General features: G+C 62.2%; 21 protein-coding genes. 13 read left to right on the forward strand and 8 right to left on the reverse strand.

The window, feature by feature from the left end:
- Positions 1 to 3: 3 nt before the first annotated feature.
- Positions 4 to 387, forward strand: coding sequence for a RidA family protein (locus tag AC3WTO_RS16275; protein WP_492461783.1), 384 nt, complete (start codon positions 4 to 6; stop codon positions 385 to 387).
- Positions 388 to 438: 51 nt separating this feature from the next.
- On the forward strand, positions 439 to 843 hold the full coding sequence (locus AC3WTO_RS16280; protein WP_492461784.1) for a VOC family protein: 405 nt from the start codon (positions 439 to 441) through the stop codon (positions 841 to 843).
- Positions 844 to 915: 72 nt separating this feature from the next.
- On the opposite strand, the gene AC3WTO_RS16285 is transcribed toward AC3WTO_RS16280, so the two are convergent.
- The 6 genes from AC3WTO_RS16285 to AC3WTO_RS16310 form a co-directional block, all read right to left on the reverse strand.
- Positions 916 to 2,001, reverse strand: coding sequence for an ABC transporter ATP-binding protein (locus AC3WTO_RS16285; RefSeq protein WP_492461785.1), 1,086 nt, complete (start codon positions 1,999 to 2,001; stop codon positions 916 to 918).
- Positions 2,002 to 2,021: 20 nt separating this feature from the next.
- The gene (locus AC3WTO_RS16290; RefSeq protein WP_492461786.1) at positions 2,022 to 2,864 is read right to left on the reverse strand and encodes a carbohydrate ABC transporter permease; all 843 of its coding nucleotides are present in this window, start codon (positions 2,862 to 2,864) and stop codon (positions 2,022 to 2,024) included.
- 7 nt (positions 2,865 to 2,871) lie between these two features.
- Positions 2,872 to 3,783: a carbohydrate ABC transporter permease gene (locus AC3WTO_RS16295; RefSeq protein WP_492461787.1), complete on the reverse strand. Its 912-nt coding sequence runs from the start codon at positions 3,781 to 3,783 to the stop codon at positions 2,872 to 2,874.
- A gap of 65 nt (positions 3,784 to 3,848) precedes the next feature.
- Positions 3,849 to 5,105 carry an ABC transporter substrate-binding protein gene (locus AC3WTO_RS16300; RefSeq protein ID WP_492462115.1) on the reverse strand — a complete coding sequence of 419 codons (1,257 nt, stop codon included), beginning with the start codon at positions 5,103 to 5,105 and terminating at the stop codon, positions 3,849 to 3,851.
- Between the two features lie 294 nt (positions 5,106 to 5,399).
- Complete coding sequence (locus AC3WTO_RS16305) at positions 5,400 to 6,329, reverse strand: nucleoside hydrolase (RefSeq protein WP_492461788.1); 930 nt, start codon at positions 6,327 to 6,329, stop codon at positions 5,400 to 5,402.
- A gap of 112 nt (positions 6,330 to 6,441) precedes the next feature.
- Positions 6,442 to 7,617: an amidohydrolase gene (locus tag AC3WTO_RS16310; protein WP_492461789.1), complete on the reverse strand. Its 1,176-nt coding sequence runs from the start codon at positions 7,615 to 7,617 to the stop codon at positions 6,442 to 6,444.
- Positions 7,618 to 7,728: 111 nt separating this feature from the next.
- Here AC3WTO_RS16310 and AC3WTO_RS16315 point away from each other — a divergent pair, with 111 nt between their 5' ends.
- The 8 genes from AC3WTO_RS16315 (at position 7,729) to AC3WTO_RS16350 (ending at position 15,511) form a co-directional block, all read left to right on the forward strand.
- Positions 7,729 to 8,556 carry an AraC family transcriptional regulator gene (locus AC3WTO_RS16315; protein ID WP_492461790.1) on the forward strand — a complete coding sequence of 276 codons (828 nt, stop codon included), beginning with the start codon at positions 7,729 to 7,731 and terminating at the stop codon, positions 8,554 to 8,556.
- Positions 8,557 to 8,657: 101 nt separating this feature from the next.
- A complete protein-coding gene (locus tag AC3WTO_RS16320) occupies positions 8,658 to 8,900 on the forward strand; it encodes a hypothetical protein (protein ID WP_492558421.1) in 243 nt (80 codons plus the stop codon).
- Between the two features lie 38 nt (positions 8,901 to 8,938).
- The gene (locus AC3WTO_RS16325; RefSeq protein ID WP_129414095.1) at positions 8,939 to 9,907 is read left to right on the forward strand and encodes an ABC transporter permease; all 969 of its coding nucleotides are present in this window, start codon (positions 8,939 to 8,941) and stop codon (positions 9,905 to 9,907) included.
- Positions 9,908 to 9,919: 12 nt separating this feature from the next.
- Positions 9,920 to 10,870, forward strand: coding sequence for an ABC transporter permease (locus AC3WTO_RS16330; protein WP_492461792.1), 951 nt, complete (start codon positions 9,920 to 9,922; stop codon positions 10,868 to 10,870).
- Between the two features lie 4 nt (positions 10,871 to 10,874).
- The gene (locus AC3WTO_RS16335) at positions 10,875 to 12,068 is read left to right on the forward strand and encodes an amidohydrolase family protein (RefSeq protein ID WP_492461793.1); all 1,194 of its coding nucleotides are present in this window, start codon (positions 10,875 to 10,877) and stop codon (positions 12,066 to 12,068) included.
- Positions 12,065 to 13,561: an amidohydrolase family protein gene (locus tag AC3WTO_RS16340; protein ID WP_492461794.1), complete on the forward strand. Its 1,497-nt coding sequence runs from the start codon at positions 12,065 to 12,067 to the stop codon at positions 13,559 to 13,561. Before AC3WTO_RS16335 ends, AC3WTO_RS16340 begins: the two co-directional genes overlap by 4 nt.
- Positions 13,554 to 14,534, forward strand: coding sequence for an ABC transporter ATP-binding protein (locus tag AC3WTO_RS16345; RefSeq protein ID WP_492461795.1), 981 nt, complete (start codon positions 13,554 to 13,556; stop codon positions 14,532 to 14,534). Before AC3WTO_RS16340 ends, AC3WTO_RS16345 begins: the two co-directional genes overlap by 8 nt.
- A complete protein-coding gene (locus tag AC3WTO_RS16350) occupies positions 14,531 to 15,511 on the forward strand; it encodes an ABC transporter ATP-binding protein (RefSeq protein WP_492461796.1) in 981 nt (326 codons plus the stop codon). Before AC3WTO_RS16345 ends, AC3WTO_RS16350 begins: the two co-directional genes overlap by 4 nt.
- Before the next feature lie 11 nt (positions 15,512 to 15,522).
- On the opposite strand, the gene AC3WTO_RS16355 is transcribed toward AC3WTO_RS16350, so the two are convergent.
- Complete coding sequence (locus AC3WTO_RS16355; RefSeq protein ID WP_492461797.1) at positions 15,523 to 16,200, reverse strand: GntR family transcriptional regulator; 678 nt, start codon at positions 16,198 to 16,200, stop codon at positions 15,523 to 15,525.
- A 137-nt stretch (positions 16,201 to 16,337) separates the two neighbouring features.
- Between AC3WTO_RS16355 and AC3WTO_RS16360 the strand changes: the two genes are divergently transcribed.
- The gene (locus AC3WTO_RS16360) at positions 16,338 to 16,976 is read left to right on the forward strand and encodes a flavin reductase family protein (protein WP_492461798.1); all 639 of its coding nucleotides are present in this window, start codon (positions 16,338 to 16,340) and stop codon (positions 16,974 to 16,976) included.
- A gap of 1 nt (position 16,977) precedes the next feature.
- Complete coding sequence (locus AC3WTO_RS16365; RefSeq protein WP_492461799.1) at positions 16,978 to 17,745, forward strand: aspartate/glutamate racemase family protein; 768 nt, start codon at positions 16,978 to 16,980, stop codon at positions 17,743 to 17,745.
- Between the two features lie 120 nt (positions 17,746 to 17,865).
- Here AC3WTO_RS16365 and AC3WTO_RS16370 read toward each other — a convergent pair whose 3' ends face one another.
- Entirely contained in the window at positions 17,866 to 19,338 is a 1,473-nt protein-coding gene (locus AC3WTO_RS16370; RefSeq protein ID WP_492461800.1) for an amidohydrolase family protein, read from the reverse strand.
- A gap of 132 nt (positions 19,339 to 19,470) precedes the next feature.
- On the opposite strand from AC3WTO_RS16370, the gene AC3WTO_RS16375 reads away from it, so the two are divergent.
- A complete protein-coding gene (locus AC3WTO_RS16375; protein ID WP_492461801.1) occupies positions 19,471 to 21,036 on the forward strand; it encodes an ABC transporter substrate-binding protein in 1,566 nt (521 codons plus the stop codon).
- Positions 21,037 to 21,177: the final 141 nt, after the last annotated feature.

The raw sequence follows: 21,177 nt of genomic DNA on the forward strand, positions 1-21,177 counted from the left end.
ACAATGTCCGAAAGACGAGCGATTTCATCCGGATCGAAGTTCGAGGAGCTGGCCGGTTATTCCCGCGCCGTTGTCGACGGAGAATGGGTCTTCATCTCGGCCACGGCCGGTTCCGAAACCGACGGCAGCTTCTCGCCGGACACCGCTCAGCAGGCACGGCGCGCGCTTGCTGTCATTTCGGCGGCACTCGCGGAAGCCGGCGCGACGGTAGCCGATGTGGTGCGGGTGCGCGTCTATCTGGCCGACCGTGCCGACGTGATGGCGGTGTCGAAGATCCTGGGCGAGACATTTTCCGCCCCTCGCCCGACCAACACCACCATCCTCTGCGGCTTTCCGGCCGAAGAGATCAAGGTCGAGCTGGAGATGACCGCGCTCAAGCGGCGCTGATCGCATCGCAGCGGTTCGACACCAAGCCCGAATTCACGGAGGGGAAAAACAATGGATACATCGACAAAGACGGGGACACTGCCAGTCAACGCGCAGGTCACCTTCCTTTACTACAAGGACCTCGCCGCGCCCGAGCATTTTTATGGAGAGCAGCTGGGCTTCGAGAAGACGTTCGACAAGGGCTGGGTCAAGTTTTTCCGCATCACCGCCCATTCTTATGTCGGCCTCGTCGACGAGGCGAAGGGACATCACAAGGCGTCCGACGCCAAGGCTGTCATGGTCAGCATGGAAACGCCGGAGCTCGAAGCCTGGTACGAACGCATGCAGCAGAGCGGTGCCGAGATCGTCGTCCACTACGATCCGGCCAAGGCTGACGAGCAGATGGTCTCCACCTTCCTGATGCGTGATCCCGGCGGCTACAGCGTCGAGTTCTTCCGCTTCAACAAGCGCGACTGAGCGCTCCGAGGCGATTCAGGACAGTGCTGTTTCCCTGTGGAATTGCCTCACATTCTCAGCGGCTGCGCGCTGTCATTTCGTCAAGCGCAGCCGTTCTCCATCGGCCGGGTCGAACAGGCAGACGTCGGCGGGCTTGATCGCCAGCGACACCGGCTGTCCAACGGCAAGTTGCAGCCGCTCCGTGGTGAAAAGTTTGAGCTGCTGGCCAGCGATGTTCACATGCACAACCGTGGCTACCCCCGTAGGCTCAACAAGCTCGACGGTCGCCGCGACACCGGCTTCACTCGCCGGCAGCAGTCCGATCCGCTCCGGCCGAATGCCAGCAATCACCTCGCCATTGTCGGGAAGTCGATCAGGCGCCGGCATGGCCGAAAGCTTGATGGCGCCGACCTGCAGGTCGATCCCTTTGTCCTGGCGCACCGCGCGTGCCTTGATGAAATTCATGGCGGGAGAGCCGATGAACCCGGCGACAAAGATGTTGGCGGGGTTGTCGTAGAGCTCCAGCGGGGCGCCGACCTGCTGGATGACGCCGCCATTCATCGCCACGATGCGGTCGCTCATGGTCATGGCCTCGATCTGGTCATGCGTGACATAGACCGACGTCGCCCCGATATCGCGGTGCAGCTTGCGTATCTCGAAACGCATCTGTTCGCGCAATCGCGCATCGAGGTTGGACAGCGGCTCGTCGAACAGGAACGCCTTCGGGTTGCGCACGATCGCCCGCCCCATGGCGACACGCTGGCGCTGTCCGCCTGACAGGGCGCGCGGCTTGCGGTCCTGCAGCGCCTCCAGCCCCAGCTTGTCACCTGCCCGCTTGACCGCCTCGGCTATGCGTTCGGCCGGCGTGCGCTTGAGCTTCAAGCTGTAGCTCATATTGTCGCGTACGCTCATATGCGGATAGAGCGCGTAGGACTGGAACACCATGGCGATGTCGCGGTCGCGTGGCGCCAGATCGTTCACACGCATATCGCCGATGCGGATCTCGCCGGCATTGAGATCTTCCAGTCCGGCGATGATGCGCAACAGGGTCGACTTGCCGCAACCGGACGGCCCGACGAGGACGACGAATTCGCCCGACTCGATCGTCAGGTCTACCCCCTTGAGAACCGGAACCGCGCCATAGTCCTTGCGCACGCCGTCGATAGCGATCGATGCCATTTGCCGAACACCCTTTCGTTTCAGCCCTTCACCGCGCCGGCCGTCAGCCCCTGCACGAGATAGCGCTGGATCAGGAAGAAGAAGAAGCACACAGGGATGAGCGCGAGGACACCCGCCGCCATCATCGGCCCGTACTCGATCGTGGCGCGCGTCGAATACAGCAGCAGGCCGACCGGGAAGGTGCTTGCCGAAGCTGACGAATTGAGCAGCAGCGCGAACAGGATTTCACCCCACGCACCGGTGAAGCAGAAGCCGGCCGTCGCCACGATACCCGGTAGCGTCAGCGGCGCGATGATCTGCACGAATGCCTTGAAGCGCGTGGCGCCATCGATCATCGCTGCCTCCTCGAGATCTTTCGGTATGCCGTCGAAGAAGGACTGCATCAGGAAAGTGGCGAAGGGGATATTGAAGGCGGTGTAGATGATGATCAGCCCCGTCAGGCTGTTCGTCAGCCCCAGCGTGCCGAAAATGCTGAAAATCGGCGTGATCACGATGACCAGCGGAAACATCTGTGTCACCAGCATCAGGCCGACGATCCAGAACTTGCCTTTGAAGGCAAAGCGCGAAAACGCGTAGCCCGACGCCGTGGCAAGCACGGTCGACGCAATCGCGGTGACACCCGAAACAATGATCGAATTGCGGAAGAACAGCAGGAAGTCGCTTTTGCCTATGACCGTCGCGTAGTGTTCGAAGCTCACCTTGGAAGGCAGCAAATCGGTGCCTTGCTTGTAAAGGATGTCGTTGGGTGTGATCGAAACCTTGACGAGCCAGTACAGCGGAAACAGCGCCACCAGGACATAGATGAGCAGCAGCCCGTAGTGCAGCGCCCATTTCGTCGTCCGGATTTGAAAAGAGCCGCGCATGATGCCGTCACCTTGAGCCCAGCATCATCTGCCGGATCGATATCAGCAGAAGCGCATAGATGAGAAGCAGGACCACCAGTGCCGTCGCAACCGCCGAGGCATAGCCGAAATTCAGCCCTTGATAGGCCTGTGTGAAGACATAGCTGGCGATAATCTGCGAGGAATCGGCCGGGCCGCCTTTTGTCATCACCACGATGAGCTCGGACGAATTGGCGATCCAAATCGTGCGCAGCATCACTGTGACGACGATGGTCGGCGCCAGGAAAGGCAGCGTGATCGACCGGAAGCGCTCGAAACTGCCGGCGCCGTCGATCTCGGCAGCTTCATAGATCTCGCCCGGAATGGCCTGCAGCGCGGCAAGCAACGTGATCGCGAAGAACGGCGTGCCCCACCAGATGCTGGCGATGATCGGCCCCAACAGCGCGTGCTGCGGATCGGAGAGAATGTTGTCGGGCGCGCCCATCAGGCCAAGCGCATAAGCCCAATGCGGCAACGGTCCGATCGCCGGATTGAACAGCCAGGACCAGTTCATGCCTATGAGGAAGGTTGGGATGGCCCAAGGCAGGAAGACGATTGGCTGAATGATCGCCCTGCCGGGAAAAGGGCGGTTCAGCAGCAACGCCAGGATCAGTCCGAAAACAAACTGGAATGCAACGCAGCTCACCGTCCATGTGACCGTGTTTTTCAGCGCGCCCCAGAAGCTGCCGTCGCGCATCAGGTCACGGAAATTGTCCAGGCCGACAAACCCTCCCGATGTCGGGTCCAGCAGCATGACATTGCGGAAGGCATAAGAAATGCCAATGACGATCGGAACCAGCGTCGTGACCGTGATCAGCAACAGCGCGGGGGCACTGTAGAGATACGGCTCAAGCGCGGCGAGGCGCCGCCGTGCGCCCGCGGAGGGATGGGATACAGTCATGTTCGGCCCGGATTGTCAGGATAGCGACGATGCGCCAGGCATCGCCGCTATCGTGGGGAGCACAGTTACTTCGCCAGGAATTTCTGCTGGGCCTTCGTCAGGATACCCGCAAACTGCTTGCCGAGATCCTCGGCCGTGATCTGCCCAAGCAGCGCCTGCTGGGCGAGCTTCACCGCCGTCGAGCCCGCAAAGAGGCTGTATTCTGGCAAATAACCGGGAGTGACCGTGGGCACGATGTCCTTGTCGTCGAGCGAATCGAACCAGGCACGGTATTTCGGATCGGCATAGGTCGGATCCTTTTCCGCACTCTTGAAGATGGGCAGAGCTCCCACCGCCTTCGTCCAGAGCGGATCGGATTGTGGATTGTCGATCATCGCCAGGAATTTCCAGGCCAGATCCTTGTTCTTGCTGGCCGACATCACGCCCCACGAGCCATAGCTCAGCACCGGGAAGGCCTTGCCACCCTTGCCCTTCGGCATCGGCACGACGCCGAAATCGTCGGGGGCCATGTGTTCGGAGGTCGGCGCCAACACGTCGGCATCCTGGTCGAGCATGGCACAGGTGCCGGTATAGAAGCCGGCGACCGTTTCCTTGTAACCCCAGTTGACGCTGTCCTTCGGTGCCCAGCCATTCTTGTAGAGGTCGATCTGGTTCTGGAAACCTGCGACCCAGCCCGGCTGGTCGAGCGTCGACTTGCCGTCCTTGTCGAAGAACGCGTTGTCGCCATTGGCGGCGGCACCCATCATCGCCCATGCATTGAAGGTGCCGGAGCCGCCGCGCAGGCAATAGCCATACTTGCCCGGAAGCGCCGACACTTTCTTGGCGGCATCCATGAACTCGTCGACCGTCTTCGGCGGCCCGGCAACACCCGCCTCGGCGAACAGCTTCTTGTTGTAGTAGAGCGACTTCACGAAGAGGCCGTAGGGAAGCACATAGGCCGTATCCTTGACCTTGCGTGCCAGTTCCAGCGCGCGCGGGTTCAGATCGCCCTTGTGTTCCCACTTCTCGATATAGGGCTCAAGGCTCTCGAGGTGCCCGGAATTGGCATAGAGCGCCACCCAGTTGTCGGGCATTTCCGCCACGTCGGGAATGTCGCCCGCCGCAATCATAGTGGCGAACTTCTCGAAGGAATTATCCCAGGGGATCGAGATGAGCTCGACCTTCACGCCCGGGTTTTCCGCTTCGAACTTCTTGATCAGCGTGTTGAGGACGGCCAGGGATTCATCGCTGGTGTTGGTCTGGACGAACCGCAGCGTGGTGTCGGCAAGCGCAGGTGCGGCGAGCATGGCCAGGGCCGCACCCGCCAGAAGCAGTTTCTTGATCATCAATTTCCCTCCCATTGATGCCAGCGCAACCGCCTCGATCTCTGGACAGGCACAGCTCTGCGCTTGCCGACATCGGATCGATTTTTGACGGTCGCTTGGCACTACGCGGGCAGATTACATCATTCGATCTTTTGATCAAGAGATTCCAAAATACGATCGTATGGCTGATTGCCGTCAGGTCCGCCCGGTGGCGGCAGTTCGAACAATTCCGGCAAAACATACACGCTTCTGCGTCAGGACTGACGCAGAATTCAGAGCGTTTGCACGTATCGCCGAGAAAAAAGCAACGCTCTAGTCAAGCTTGCCCAGCAGGCTCAAAAGCAGATCGAAGAAGCCGTCTGCATCGGCCTTGATCGCAACCTCGGTGTTGGCCGGCTTGCCGCTCAGCCCCCAGATGTCATGCACGCTGCGGCCGAGACTGAGGCCACTGTTGGTTTCGACATCCACCCGCATGGTGCGTGTCTGGAAGATGTCCGGCTTCAGTAGCCAGGCGACGGTACAGGGGTCATGCAATGCCGACCCTTCAAAACCATACCGCTCCCGATAGACCTTGGCGAAGAACTCGGCCATGTCGGCGAAGACCCGCCCTGCCCTGTTGCCAAGTGCACACATGCGCTCGACGTGCCGCGGTGTCGCAATCACCTGATGGGTAACGTTCAGCCCGAACATCACCGTCGGAATGCCACTGTCGAGCACGATCTGGGCAGCATGCGGATCGCATAGCAGGTTGAATTCGGCGGCCGGGCTGTCATTGCCGTAATCCGTCGAGCCACCCATGAAGACGATCTGTTCGATCTTTTCGGCAATCGAAGGCTGCAGCCTGAGCGCGATCGCCAGATTGGTCAGCGGCCCGGACGCCACCAGCGTGATCTTGTCCGACGAACCGGCAAGCGTCCGCACGAGATAGTGGATCGCGTTCTCGGCTTCCGCGCCGCGCTTCGGCTGGCCGATCTCCGGCGCCTCGAGCCCGCTTTCGCCATGATAGGCGGCGGCATCGACCCTGTTGCTCAGGATGGCGCGGTCGACGCCGGCATAAACGGGAACGCCACTGCCCAGCCAGTCGAGCACACGCAAGGCATTGTTCGTCGTGTGGCCAAGGCCAACATTGCCATAGGTGGTGGTGACGCCGAGGATTTCTATGTCCTTGGATGCAACGGCCATAGCCAGAAGAAAGGCGTCGTCGATTCCGGGATCGCAGTCGATGATGATGCGCTTGGCCATGAATGGATCCGATTGAACGAAAGGGTCGTGAGTAAGCCCACGACCCTTGCCGGACGGCAAGCGGGTTTTGCCCGGCCTCGCACTGGACTACCAACAGCAACTGCCAGAAATGTCAGCGCATGCGGGGCAACGCCCGTTGCACGATATTCAGGAAGTAGCGCATGCCGATCGGCACGATATCGTCGTCGAAGACGAAACGATCGCCATGCAACCCCTCGCCGGGACCGACATCGCCTGCGCCGATCCAGGCATAGGCACCGTCGCCGACGCCGCGCAGCAGGAAGGCAAAGTCTTCGCAGCCCATACTGGGCTGGAAGTCGATGCTGACGCGCCCGGCCCCGACCGTGTCCTGCGCAGCGAGTGTCGCCAGCCCCGCGCCGGCAGCCGGGTTGACCACCGGCGGATAGCCGCGCTTGTAATTCACCTCCGCCGTCACCCCATGCATGGCTGCGACCGCTTGTGCGACCTGTCCGATTTCTTCGGCGCAATGGTCCGACAGAGCCGGGTCGTAGAAACGGCATGTGCCTTCGACCCTGGCTTCGGTCGGGACGAAATTGTTGAACCGCCCGCCGTGGATCTGGGTGACCGAAAGAACGGCAGCGGCAAGCGGATCGATGCTGCGGCTGACCACGCGCTGCACCGCGGTGACGAAACTGGCCGCCGCCAGTAAGGGATCGTCGCCGAGATGCGGCATCGCCGCATGACAACCGCTGCCGTGGAAGCGGATTTCGAAATCATCCACCGCCGCCATCTGGGGGCCGCTCAGAACGCCGATCTGACCTTTCGGAAAACCCGGCCAGTTGTGGATGGCAAACACCTTGTCGACCGGAAAGCGCTCCAGCACCCCATCCTCGATCATCTGCCTGCCACCGCCCACCACCTCTTCCGCCGGCTGGAAGATGAAAACGACCGTGCCATCGAAATCCCCGCTTTCGGCGAGCAGTTTTGCCGTGCCCAGCAGGATCGCGGCATGACCGTCATGGCCGCAGGCATGCATGACGCCCTTGTTCTTCGACGCATAATCGATATCGGCCATTTCCTCGATCGGCAGCGCATCGAGTTCCGCGCGCAGCGCGATCGCCTTTTTGCCGTTTCCTCTGGTCAGCGTCGCAATGACGGCGGTTCGGCTGACATCGGCATGCACGGCAAGGCCGAATGCGGCGAGCTTTGCGGCGATGAAAGCGGCAGTTTCATGCTCGGCAAAGCCGAGTTCGGGATTGGCATGGATGTGCTTGCGCCAGGCAATGACCTCTGGTGCGATTTCAGCGACGCTGTCGTTGGCAGACATGGATAATCTCGCGGTTCACTTTTCTCAGAATGACCGCGATCCTAAATGCGGATGCAGGACCCGTCTTGAACAGGATTGACCGCTAGGCCGGTTTCCGGAAGGCTGCCACCGATGAGCGATGCAAGGGAACGCGAAGAAGCGCGACTGACACGGCATGCGGGGCTCGGCGATCTCGAATTGCTGAGTGCCCGCTATCGCGATCACGCCTATGCGTTACACACCCATGACAGCTACGTGTTTGGTGTCGTGGTTGCCGGCGCCGAGAAGCTGCGCATCCACCGCCGGTCCTATCTTGCGCCTGCCGGTTCGATCATCGTCGTCAATCCCGAGGATCCGCATGACGGCGAGAAAGGCTGCGAGGCTGGCTGGGCGTATCGCACCTGCTACCCCCGCGCAGAGCTGATGCGGGAAGTCGCGGAAGATCTCGAGCTCGGCCATTTGCCGATGTTCAGCCAGGGCGTTTTCGAGGCTCCGGACCTCGCCAGCGATTTCGTGCAGGCCCACCGCCTTGCTGTCGCCGGCAAGGCCATGGCAGCGGAAACGACCATGCTGATGGCCCTGCGCGGGTTGACCCGGCGCTTCGCGGACCGTGGAGGCCGCAATGCTTCGACCGACGACAGCGAGGCAGCCAGGCGATTTCGGCGCTACCGCGACCTCATCGAAGCCGACCTCAACGGCACCTTCGAGCTGGGCGATCTCGCCGAGGTGGCGGATGTAACCCGTTTCCAGGTCATCCGCGACTTCAAGCGTGTGGCCGGCATGACGCCCGGCCAATATCTGCGCAACTGCCGCGTCCGCACCGCCGCCGCCCTGATACGCACCGGCAAACCGCTGGCCGACATCGCCTTCGAGACCGGCTTTGCCGATCAAAGCCACCTCACCCGGCTGTTCAAATCAATGCGCGGCGTGTCGCCTGGAGCCTTTCGCGAAGCGGGTTGAGCCGCTGCCGACCACGTTCAGCCGGCCAGATTGTGCCGATGCAGGCCTCTCGGATGGTGTGCAGTGTTTGCACCAAACGCGGTTTTCCACCGAACGACAGTGTGCCGCCTGGCGTCTTCAAGGGTCCGCAAAGCCCGGCATTCCGCGGACTGTCGCCCAATGACGACAAAATTGTCGACAAAATAGTTGACAATAAAGCCAACATCCTGAATATCCGATGCCAGGCTGCAAACGACGGCATCAAGATCGTCGCCGCGACATCGGGAGGATGTTCCATGACCGACCAGCACGCGTCGAACAATCGGGTAACGACCGTTGCCCATCGCGGTTCGCTGCGCCTCTGAAGCGCATCCCTTAAACGGTCGGCCCGACGAGGTTCCCCATGCTGGTCTTCACGATAAGCCGTCTCGCCAACGCCATCATGGTGATGCTCGCCGTTGCCATGCTTGCCTTCCTGATCTTTCGCCTTGCCGGCGATCCGGTCGAGATGATGGCCGGTGAGCAGATGACGCAGGAAGATCGCGATGCGCTGCGCGAACGCCTTGGCCTGAACGACGGCACCGCAACGCAATTCGTGCGTTTCGTCGCCAATGCCGCGCGCGGCGACTTCGGCGTTTCCTACCGCAACGGGCAGGATGTGCTGACGCTGATCGGCGAACGTTTCCCGGCAACGCTTGAACTCGTGCTGGTGGCGACACTGATTTCCCTGATCGTCGGCCTGCCCCTCGGCGTCCTGACCGCCATCAAGCGAGGGCGATGGTACACGGAATCGCTGCAATTCCTGTCGATCATCGGCGTCTCGCTGCCGAGCTTCGTGGTCGGCATCCTGCTCATCCTGGTCTTTTCAGTCATTCTTGGCTGGTCGCCGTCTTTCGGACGCGGCGACGTCGTACAGATCGGCTGGTGGTCGACCGGCTTGCTGACGCCATCGGGACGCGCAGCACTCATCCTGCCGGCCATTGCGCTGTCGCTCTACCAGATCACGCTGATCATGCGGCTGGTGCGCGCCGAAATGCTGGAGGTGCTGCGCTCGGACTATGTGAAATTCGCCCGGGCCCGCGGCATTCCGCGCTGGCGCATCTATTTCCGCCACGCCCTGCGCAACTGCCTGATGCCGGTGGTGACGATGACCGCCATGAATGTCGGTTCGTTGATCGCTTTCGCGCTGATCACCGAAACAGTTTTCCAATGGCCGGGCATGGGCATGCTGTTCATCCAGGCCGTCACTTTCCTCGACATCCCGGTGATGGCAGCATATCTGTGCATCATCTCCTTCATCTTCGTCGCGCTGAACACGCTGGTCGACATCACCTATGCGGTGATCGATCCACGCCTGCGCGCCTCGCACTGAGGAGACCGTACGATGACGCTCGACACCTCGAAAGCTGCTCCGGCAAAACCTTCATCCGCGCTGCAGCGCTGGCGCGACAGCGATATCTGGTGGTCGTTCACGCATTCGAAAGCCGCCATGCTGGCAGCCGCGATCTTCGCCATCCTGATCCTGACGGCGGTGTTCGCGCCGTTGTTCGCGCCGCAGAACCCCTACGACGCCGCACAGCTCGACATGTGGAAGGCCGAGCTGCCGCCGGTATGGCAGGAAGGCGGTGAATGGCCCTATTTGCTCGGCACCGACACGCAAGGCCGCGACATGCTGTCGGCCATCCTCTACGGTACCCGCATCTCGATGGTCATCGGCCTCGCTTCCGTCGCGCTCTCCCTGCTGATCGGCATGACCGCCGGCCTGGTTGCCGGCTTCTTCGGCGGGTTCGTCGAGAACATCCTGATGCGCATCGGCGACATCACCTTGTCGATCCCGACGATCCTGATCGCCATCCTCGTCTCGACGGTGGTGCGTCAGCTGCTGCCCTCGGATCTGCGCGAGATCGGCGCATCCGCGGTGCTGGTGCTGGCCATCGCGCTGTCTTCCTGGGTGCAATATGCACGCACGGTGCGCGCGCAGACCATCGTCGAACGCAGCAAGGAATATGTGCAGGCGGCACGGCTGCTCAAAGTGCCGGCGCGCCGGATCCTGGCACACCACATCCTGCCCAACACGCTCACCCCGGTTCTGGTCGCCGCGACGCTGAATTTCGGCATGGCGATCCTGACCGAAGCCACGCTCTCGTTCTTGGGCATCGGTATGCCGCCCGGCCAGCCATCGCTCGGCACGCTGATCCGCATCGGCAACCAGTTCCTGTTTTCCGGCTCGTGGTGGATCGTCCTGTTTCCAGTGATCCAGCTCTGCCTGCTCGTCGTCGTGGTCAATGTGCTGGGAGACTGGCTGCGCGACGTGCTCAATCCGAAACTGAGGTAAGTGCATGACCAATCTGCTGCTCCGCAACGTCCGCCCCTATGGGGGCGCCGCCGGCGATCTGCTGATCCGCGACGGACGCATTGCCGGAATCGGTCATTTCGAACCGGATGCCGGCATGCCGGTCGAGGACGGCGGCGGTGCCATCGCCATCCCCGGGCTGATCGACGCGCACACCCACCTCGACAAGACGACCTGGGGCATGCCCTGGCATGAGAACAACCGGCGCGCGGTGCTGCGCGAGCGCATCGACTTCGAACGCGAGAACCGCCTCGCCATCGGCATCGACCCGCATCGCCAGTCGATGCGTCATGCCATAGGCCTCGCCGCGCACGGCGCGACCCATATCCGCAGCCATGTCGACATCGATCCGACGCACAGGCTTTCGATCGTCGACGGCATCATGGAAACCCGCGAGAAGTTGAAAGGCATCATCGACATCGAAATCGTCGCCTTCCCGCAATCGGGCGTCATGGTGATGCCGGGCACGGTGGAACTGCTCGATGAGGCGCTCGCGCAAGGCTGCGAAGTGCTGGGCGGCATCGATCCCTGCGGCATCGACCGTGACCCAAAGGGCCAGCTTGATGCGATCTTCGCGCTGGCGGTGAAGCACCAGAAACCCATCGACATCCATTTGCATGAAACCGGAGATCTCGGCGCCTTCACCATGGAGCTGATGTTCGAACGCATCCGCGCCAACGGTATGCAGGGCAAGGTGGCGATCAGCCACGCCTTCGCGCTTGGCATGAACGACTATCTGCGCGTCGGCCAGCTCATCGAACAGATCGCCGAGCTCGACGTCGCCATCCTGACCACCGGCGCGCCGTCGGCGACGGTGCCTTCGATCATGCGGCTGAAGGAAGCCGGCGTCCGGGTCGGTGCCGGCTGCGACGGCATCCGCGACACCTGGGGCCCGTGGGGCCAGCCCGACATGCTCGACCGCGCCAAGGTGGTCGGCATGAAGAACGGCCTGCGCTCCGACAAGGACCTGGCGCACGTCCTGCACATCGTCTCGCAGGGCGGCGCCGACGTCATGCGCATCGAAGGTTACGGCCTCGCAGAAGGTTGCAATGCCGATCTGACACTTCTGACTGGCGAGACCCTCGCCCATGCCGTGGTCGACGTCGCGCCACGCCCCCTCGTCGTCAAGGGCGGACGCGTCACCGCCCGCAACGGCCAGCCCTCGGTGGACATGCCATGACACGACAGATCCTGGATTCACTCGAACTCGGCAAGCGCCCGCAAGGCCGCACGCTGATCACCGCAGGCTGGGTGCTTGGCCATCGCGACGGCGGCCATCGGCTAATCCGGAACGGCGAAGTCATCATTGACGGTGGCGCGGTCGTGTTCGTCGGCACGAAGTTCCCTGGCGAAGTCGCAAGGCGCATCGATTTCGGCAATGCGCTCATCAGCCCCGGCTTCGTCGACCTCGATGCGCTTTCCGACCTCGACACCACCATACTCGGCATCGACAACCAGCCGGGCTGGGCCAAGGGCCGGGTGTGGCCGCGCTCCTATGTCGAAGCCGGCCCCTATGAAATGTACAGCCAGGAGGAACTGGCGTTCCAGAAGCGCTTTGCCTTCGGACAGTTGCTGCTCAACGGCATCACCACGGCAGCCCCCATTGCCTCGCTGTTCTACCGCGAATGGGGTGAAACGGTTGCCGAATTCGATGCCGCGGCGGATGCCGCCGGCGACCTCGGCCTCAGGGTCTATCTCAGTCCCGCCTACCGGGCCGGCGGCATGGTGCTGGAAGGTCCCGGCCAGATGATGCCGGTGTTCGACGAACAGCGCGGCCTGACCGGACTTCGGGACGCCGTCGACTATATCGGCCGGCAGAATGGCCGTCACGGCGACCTGGTGCGCGGACTGCTGGCGCCAGATCGTGTCGAGACCTGCACCGAGGAGTTGCTGCGCCAGACCCAGGCGGCCGCAGCCGAACTCGGCTGCAAGATCCGCCTGCATATGGCGCAAGGCTCGATGGAGGTCGATACCGTGCGCAAGCTGCATGGCACCACCGCTCCGGTCTGGCTGGCGCGCGCCGGCCTGCTGAACGACCGGCTGATCGCGCCGCATGCCACCAACGCCACCGAGGAAGATCTCCGCCTCTATGCAGACCATGGCGTCTCGATCGTGCATTGCTCATTGGTGTCGGCGCGCAGCGGCAGCATCCTGAATTCATTCTCCAAATGCCGCGAACGCGGCATCAACATCGCCATGGGAACCGACACCACCCCGGCCGACATGCTGATGAACCTGCTGATCAGTCTCATCACCTGCCGCATCGCCGACAAGGCGTCCGACCGCGTCCGCTCCGCCGACCTGTTCGATGCGGCAACCCTGGGGGGCGCGAAGGCCCTCGACCGCGGCGATCTCGGCAGATTGATGACAGGTGCCCGCGCCGACATCGCGGTCTTCGGCCTCGACGATGCCGTGATGGCACCCTCGGTGGACCCGATCACCACGCTGGTCACTGGCGGTTCGGGCAAGGTCACGCAGGCCGTGTTCGTCGATGGGCGGCTGTCGATGCGTTTCGGCGAAGTCGCCGGCATCGACATGAAGACCGCGCGCGAGCGCGCGCAGCGGCAATATGATGGTCTGATCGCCAAATATCCGGACCGCAGCTGGGGTCACCCACCGGTCTCGGAGATCTTCTCGCCAAGCTATCCCATCGAGGTCGACGCCAATGGCTGAAACCCAGGCGGTGCTTGAGGTTCGTGGCCTCAAGGTCGAATTTCCCGGTCGTCGTGGTGTCGCTACGGCACTTTCGGATGTGAGCCTTTCGATCCGCCCCGGCGAGATCCTCGGCGTGGTCGGGGAATCCGGTGCCGGCAAGTCGATGACCGGCCTGGCCATCCAGGGGCTGCTCGAACGTCCGGGACACATCGCCGAAGGCGAGATCTGGCTGGCGGATCGCCGCATCGACAATCTGGGCGACCGTGAGATGGAGAAGATCCGCGGCCGCGAGATCGGCGCGATCTTCCAGGACCCGCTGACCTCGCTCAATCCACTGTTCACGGTGGGTGCACAACTGACCGAAACGATCCGACAGCATCTCGGCATGGGCAAGGCCGAGGCCAGGACGCGAGCTATTTCGCTCTTGAAGGATGTCGGTATCCCCTCGCCTGAAGAGCGCGTCAACCAATACCCGCATCAGTTCTCCGGCGGCATGCGCCAGCGCGTCGTCATCGCATTGGCGCTGGCCGCTTCGCCGAAACTGATCATAGCCGACGAGCCGACCACGGCCCTCGACGTGTCGATCCAGGCGCAGATAACGTCCCTGCTGCGCAAGCTCTGCAAGGAGAAAGGCACGGCGGTGATGCTGGTGACCCACGACATGGGTGTCATCGCCGAGACGGCAGACCGTGTCGCTGTCCTCTATGCCGGCCGCCTCATCGAAATCGGCCCGGTCGAGCAGGTGCTGCGCGCGCCGAAGCACCCCTATACGCGTGGGCTGATGGCTTCGATCCCTGCGCTTGGCGCCCGCGTCGAACGGCTCAACCAGATCGACGGCTCGATGCCGCGCCTCGACGCCATTCCGGCGGGCTGCGCTTTCAACCCTCGCTGCAAGGAAGCCGGGCCTCGTTGCATGCGCGAACGGCCGGGTCTGTTGCCGGCAGGCGCCGGCGCCAGCGCGTGCTGGCTGAACGCGGGAGGAACTGCATGACCGCGATGACTGCACAAAAGATCTCGGCCCTCTCGGTCAGCCGGCTGGTCAAGACATTCGACGTTTCCGCGCCCTGGCTCAACCGTGTCGTCGAACGCAAGCCACCGCAGTTCCTGCAGGCCGTCAGCGACATCAGCTTCGATGTCCCCCTGGGCGGATGCCTCAGCCTCGTCGGCGAAAGCGGCTGCGGCAAGTCCACCGTTGCCCGCCTCGTGACCGGCCTTTACGCGCCAAACAGCGGTGAGATGCGGTTCGCGCCGGGCAATGACGGCAAGCCGCTGTCCGCGCAGATGATCTTCCAGGATCCTTATGCCTCGCTCAACCCGCGCTGGCGCGTGAAGAACATCATCGCCGAACCGATCCGTGAGTTGAAACTGCGCAAGACCGGGGCCGAGACCGACGATCGCGTGATCGAGCTCTTGAAGACGGTCGGCCTGTCGGCGTCCGACGGTGACAAGTTTCCGCATGAGTTCTCGGGCGGCCAGCGCCAGCGCATCTCCATCGCGCGGGCGCTGGCCGGCGAGCCCGAATTCCTGGTCTGCGACGAGCCTACCTCCGCGCTCGACGTCTCCGTGCAGGCGCAGGTGCTCAACCTGATGCGTCGTTTGCAGGATCAGTTCGGCCTGACCTATCTGTTCATCAGCCACGACATGAGCGTGGTACGGCACATGTCGGACCGCATCGCGGTGATGTATCTCGGCCGTATCGTCGAAGAAGGCGAAACCGAAGCGCTGTTCGCCAGGCCGCGCCACCCTTACACGCAACTGCTGTTGCAGACGATCCCGAACATCGAGCAACCGCATCGCGACCGCGTTGTCGCCGGCGGCGAGGTTCCAAGCCCGCTCAAGCCCCCTCCAGGCTGCCCGTTCCATCCAAGATGTCCGGTCGCGACGGCACGCTGTTCGACCGAATTGCCCGAGGTGCGAACGCTCTCCAACGGCACGCGGGTAGCCTGCCATCTCGCGGAAGATGCGTAGAGGTGGTCGGCCTAAGCCAGCGCGGCCCTGAGGTCATGGGACATGTCGCGCACTTCCCTCAGGTCCAGCTCGGACTCCACATGCTCCAGATGATGTTCCATCAGCGCGGAAGCCTTTCTGAGATCGCCGGCGGCGATCGCGTCGACGATCTCGGCGTGCTCGTCAGGTCCGCAGTTGAAGCGCGCCGTGTTCCGGTAGACAGCGGTGATCAGCGAGGTGCGCGAGATCAGATCGCGCATCATGCCGAACAGGAAGTCGGAACCGGATATCTCGGCGAGCAAAAGATGGAAGCCGCCGGACAGCTTGATGATGTCGGTGGTGGCGTCATTGGTGTTGGCGGTGCGCTCCTGGACAACGTGGCTGCGCAACCGTGCCAGATCGGCCTTCGTTACCGAAGCGCCAATGCGGGCAACGACACGGCTCTCGACGGAACGGCGGATGGTGAAGACGTCCCTCGCCTCGTCCACGGTCGGCTGGCACACGAAGGCGCCACGATTGGGGATGATCGTCACCAGGCCCTCACGCTCGAGTGCGGCCAGCGCCTGGCGGATGCGTGCGCGGCTGACGTCGAAGATCGCCGCCATCTGGCCTTCCTTCAGCTGAACGCCCGGGCGCAGACGACGCTCAGCAATCGAGAGCCACACCTTTTCGACGATCTGCTGTATCGAAATGCCTGCCTGTTCGGTCATGACTCTCTTTCCCGCTGTCTGACCGACATCCGCCAAGGATGACAAAAAGTCAATATTTGCATTGGTCCATGAGCTTTTTTTGTAGATAATACATTCAAAAATTGTCTACAATATTCAGCATGGATGGGGAGACTCGCATGGAATTCGACTTCACACAGATGGAGGCAGAAGGGCGCTATCGCCTGCTGACCAACTTTGTCGGTCCGCGCCCGATCGCACTGGTCACCACGCGCTCCGCTTCCGGGCGCAGCAATGCCGCGCCGATGAGCTTCTTCAACGTCTTCTCGCACGAGCCTCCCATCGTCGTGCTCGGCATACAGCCCCGGTTGTCCGGCGAAGACAAGGACACCGTCGCCAACATCCGGCGCACCGGCGAGTTTGCGGTCAACATGGTCGACATGGCGCTGTCACAGCAGATGCTGGTGTGCGGACTGGCCTTCGAGACCGACGTCGACGAGCTGGAGATATCCGGCCTCCCCACCGCTCGCTGCAGGCAGATCGATGTCGATTTCGTCGCCAGTTCGCCTTGCGCCTTCGAATGCCGGGTGGAACGGCTGATCGAATATCCGCGCCGCGTGCTGGTTCTCGGGCAGGTCGCACACATGCATGTGCAACGCGACTGCCTCGACGAAGCTGGCCGCTATGTGAACCCCGAGACCTATCAGCCGATCGCCCGGCTGCATGCCGACAATTACATCACTTCCGACCGCCAGTTCGTGCTCAAGGCACCGGCAATCTCGGAAGTCCTCACCACAGCCAAACGCGCGGGCCAGTAAAGTGCATATTCACCTGATCAATCCCAATTCGACGGCCTCCATGACCGCGCAGGCCCTGGACAGCGCGCTGAAGGTCGCAAGCGCCGGCACACGCGTGACCGCCGTCAATCCGGTGGGAACACCCGTCAGCATCGAAGGCTCGGCGGACGAAGCCTTGTCGGTGCCGGCCATGCTCCAGGAAATCCGCAAGGGCGAGGCACAAGGCGTCGACGCCTACGTCATCGCCTGCTTCGACGATCCTGGCCTGCACGCAGCCAGGGAAATCGCAAAAGGACCGGTCATCGGCATCTGCCAGGCAGCAGTGCAGGTCGCCATGACGATCAGCCGACGTTTCTCTGTCGTCACCACCCTGCCGCGCTCGGTTCCGATCATCGAGGACATCGTACAGGCCTATGGCGCCGGCCATCATTGTCGCGCGGTCCATGCCATCGACCTGCCGGTGCTGGGACTGGAAGAAGATCCTGAGACGGCAGAGCGGTTGCTGAGGGAGACGATTGAACGCGCCAAGGCGGAGGACCGCGCCGAAGCGATCATCCTGGGCTGCGCCGGCATGTCGAGCCTGTGTGAACGCCTGTCGGCGGCAACCGGCGTTCCGGTGATCGATGGCGTCACCGCCGCGCTGAAGATCGCCGAGGCGCTGGTCGGCGCGGGTTATGCGACCTCGAAGGTCAGCACCTACGACTATCCGCGTCCAAAGGGACAGTTTGCCGAGAGCGTTGAAGAGGCGCCGATCCGAGCGCACATCCAGCAAACGCTCCAGTCGCTTTGAAAACAGCGAGTTAGAGCGCTTTCACGATTCTGCTTCCGAAGTTTACCGGAGTTACCCAGGTCACCGCCTTGCGATCTTCATCGGTCGGCGTCCCCAATCCGGCGCGATTGAAAAAACCGCCTACGATGCGGGGCCGGGCAACACGATCGGCTCGTGAAAAGTTCGGCTGATCTGGCCCCAGCCCGGTTCGTGCATATGCGCCTCGAGACCGGCACGCTTCACCATCGCGCAGGCTTCGCGTTCACCGAAATCGATCGCCTGCTCGACATCCACCGTCAGCACACGCCCTTCCTGCATCAGGATCTTGCCGTCGACGATCACGGTGTCGACGTCGCTGCCGACAACCTGATGGATGAGCCGGTGCACCGGCATCCAATTGGGCGCGAGATGTGGTTGGCGCATGTTGATGATGGCGATGTCGGCCTTCTTGCCGACCTCCAGAGAGCCGATCTCGTGCTGTTTGCCGAGAGCCTTCGCGGCATCGATCGTGATCATCTCGAAGACCTTGCCCGGCGGCAGCAGGTAGCGGTCATTGTTGTTGAGCAGATGCTGCGTGAATTGCGCAAGGCGCGCGATCTGGAACATGTCGAAATACCGGCTGGGCGAAACGCCATCCGAAGTGATCGCCACCGGCACGCCTTTCGACATCATGTCCAGCAGCGGCACAGCACGGCCGGGCGGCGCATGCGTTACATGGGTTCCGGTCGCGGCCAGTATGTCGACCTCTTCATGCGAGACGCCCCAGCAATGCTGCAGGTGCACATCGGGTCCGAGCAGCGCGCTTTCCTTGTCCTGGAACGCCATGCGGATCTGTCCCGCAAAGGCATCGGAATGAATGCGCACACCCCATTTACGTCCGATTTCGCGCACCCGCCTTGCCTGCATCCGGTCTTTGTCGGTCAGCTTGATTGCAAGATCCGGCGTGGTCGGGTTTGACGGATCGAGGGACGGCAGAATCGTGAACGGCGTGACGAAGACATCGATGCGGCCGTCGGCACTGCCGTTCAGCGCCTCGATGGTCGCCTCCGTTCCCTCGATCATCTCTTCGAAAGAAACGTGCCGCCCCATCGGCGCGCCGCTCTCCCAGCGTGTGACTGGATGCGGCCAGGGCAAGCCGGCCGGCCCGACACAGACAATGTCCCGCAGGCCGATCTCGGAATAAGCCCTGGCGTGATTGATGGCAAAGAGCGGGTCGTCACTCCGAGGCATGGAGGAAATGATGCTGACCCCGGTGGTGACGCCGGCCCGCAGGCGCTCCAGGCCGCCAATCAACCCATCCGCATACCAATAGTCTCGGGTCGCGTAGTGGTAGTAGGTCGGCGTGACGATCCGCATCCACAGTGAATAGGTGTCGGCAGCGATGGAGCGGATCAGCGCATGACCGGCATGGCCATGCGCGTCGATGATGCCAGGAATGATGAGCTTGCCGCGACAATCGACGACCCTCTTGTCCGAGTGCCTCGGTTCCAGATCCTGGGCATGTCCAATGTCGACAATCCTGTCGCCGAGGATCGCAACGGCACCATCTTCGATCACACGCCGACCGGCATCGACCGTGACGATGGTTCCGTGAAGCAACAGCAGTCCGTCCACGTTCTCCTCCCCGAGACATTCTCAACCTACCGTATTTTGCTATCCATCTGCGCAATTTACGTCAACAATATTGTTGACAATCCTGTCGAGCATGATGATTGTGAAATCGAGTGAGGAACCTGGGAGGTGAACATGTCCTGCTTGAAAAGCTTGCTGGCCGGTGCGGTGGCCATGGTGGCCCTGACGGCTTCGGCCAACGCGGAAACGCTGCGCTGGGGCAGCCGTGCCGACATCTATTCGCTGGATCCGGACTCGGTGCCCTCAACCGCCAACCTGGCTTTCCTGAACCACATCTACGAAGGACTGGTGCGCTACGACACGAACTTCAAGATTGAGCCGGCGCTCGCGACGGAATGGCAGCTAATCGACAACAAGAAGTGGCGTTTCACCCTGCGCAAGGGCGTGAAATTCCACGACGGAACCGAGTTTACCGCCGACGACGTCGTTGCTTCGCTCAAGCGCGTCAGCGACCCGACATCGCCGCTGCGCGGCAACATCCCGCTTTATGTGAACAGCACCAAGGTCGACGACTACACGGTCGATGTCGAGGTTTCGGCGCCGACGTCGCTTTTCCTCAACGACATGACCAACATCTTCATGTTCAGCGCCAAGTGGCTGAAGGACAACAACACCGAAAAGCCGACCGACGTCGCGACCAAGACCGAGGGCTACGCCACCCACAACACCAACGGCACCGGCCCGTTCAAGCTGGAAAGCCGCACGCCGGACAGCAAGACCGTCCTGGTGGTCAACGACAAATGGTGGGACCAGAAGAAGCACAACATCGACCGCATCGAATTCCTGCCGATCGCGTCGCCCGCCACGCGCGTGGCCGCGCTGCTTTCCGGCGAAGTGGACCTGGTCGACTCCGCGCCGATCCAGGACCTGCCACGGCTCGAATCCTCATCCGGCATCACCGTCAACAAACGCACGGAACTGCGCACCGTCTTCATCGGCTTCAACCGCAAGCAGAAGCTGGAAGACGGCCGTGACAATCCCTTCAACGACCTGCGCGTGCGACAGGCTTTCGAAGCCGCCATCGACCGCGACCTGATCAACAAGAAGGTCATGCGTGGCCTGGCGCGCCCGTCTGGCTCGCTGATCGCTCCCGAGATTGCCGGCTATGCCAAGTCGCTTGACACTTACAGCCCTGCCGATCCGGCCCTCGCCAAGAAGCTTCTCGCCGAGGCCGGCAAGGAGGGCCTGAAATTCACCTACATGTGCACGAACGACGAGAGCATCAACGAGGAAGATTTCTGCGCCGGCATCACCAACATGCTGAAGCGTGCCGGCTTCGACCCGACGATCGACATCGCGCCGCGTGCGGTCCAGTCACCGAAGCGTTCCAACGGCAAGGCAGACGTCTTCAACCTGAGCTGGGCGAACGAGCCTACCCTCGATGCCTATTCCCTGCTCGCCCAGGTCCTCTCGACCAAGACAGGCAAGGTCGGCGTCTCCAACTATGGCGGCTGGTCCTACCCCGAACTCGACAAGCTTGTCGAACAGGCGGTGCAGGAACCGGACAATGCCAAGCGCCTTCAGCTCGAGGAAGCAGCGCTCAAGATCGCCAAGGACGACACGATCCTGATCCCGTTGCACCAGCAGCCGATCGCCTGGGCAATGCAGGCCAAGGTCAAGAGCGTCGATTTCCGGGCCGACAACAAACCTCGCCACTGGCTGACACAGATGGGCGAGTGATCCGGTCCGGCAAGAGACCGTACTTCCAACTCGTGGCGCTTCACCCTTAGAGCGTTTCCGTCTTTCACGGAAACGCGGAAACGCAAAAATGCGGGCGAAGCGCCATTTTTCTTTGGCAGACTTGGCTGTGCCACCCGATGC

The organism is Mesorhizobium sp. EU05-FHT14A09, assembly GCF_058790995.1.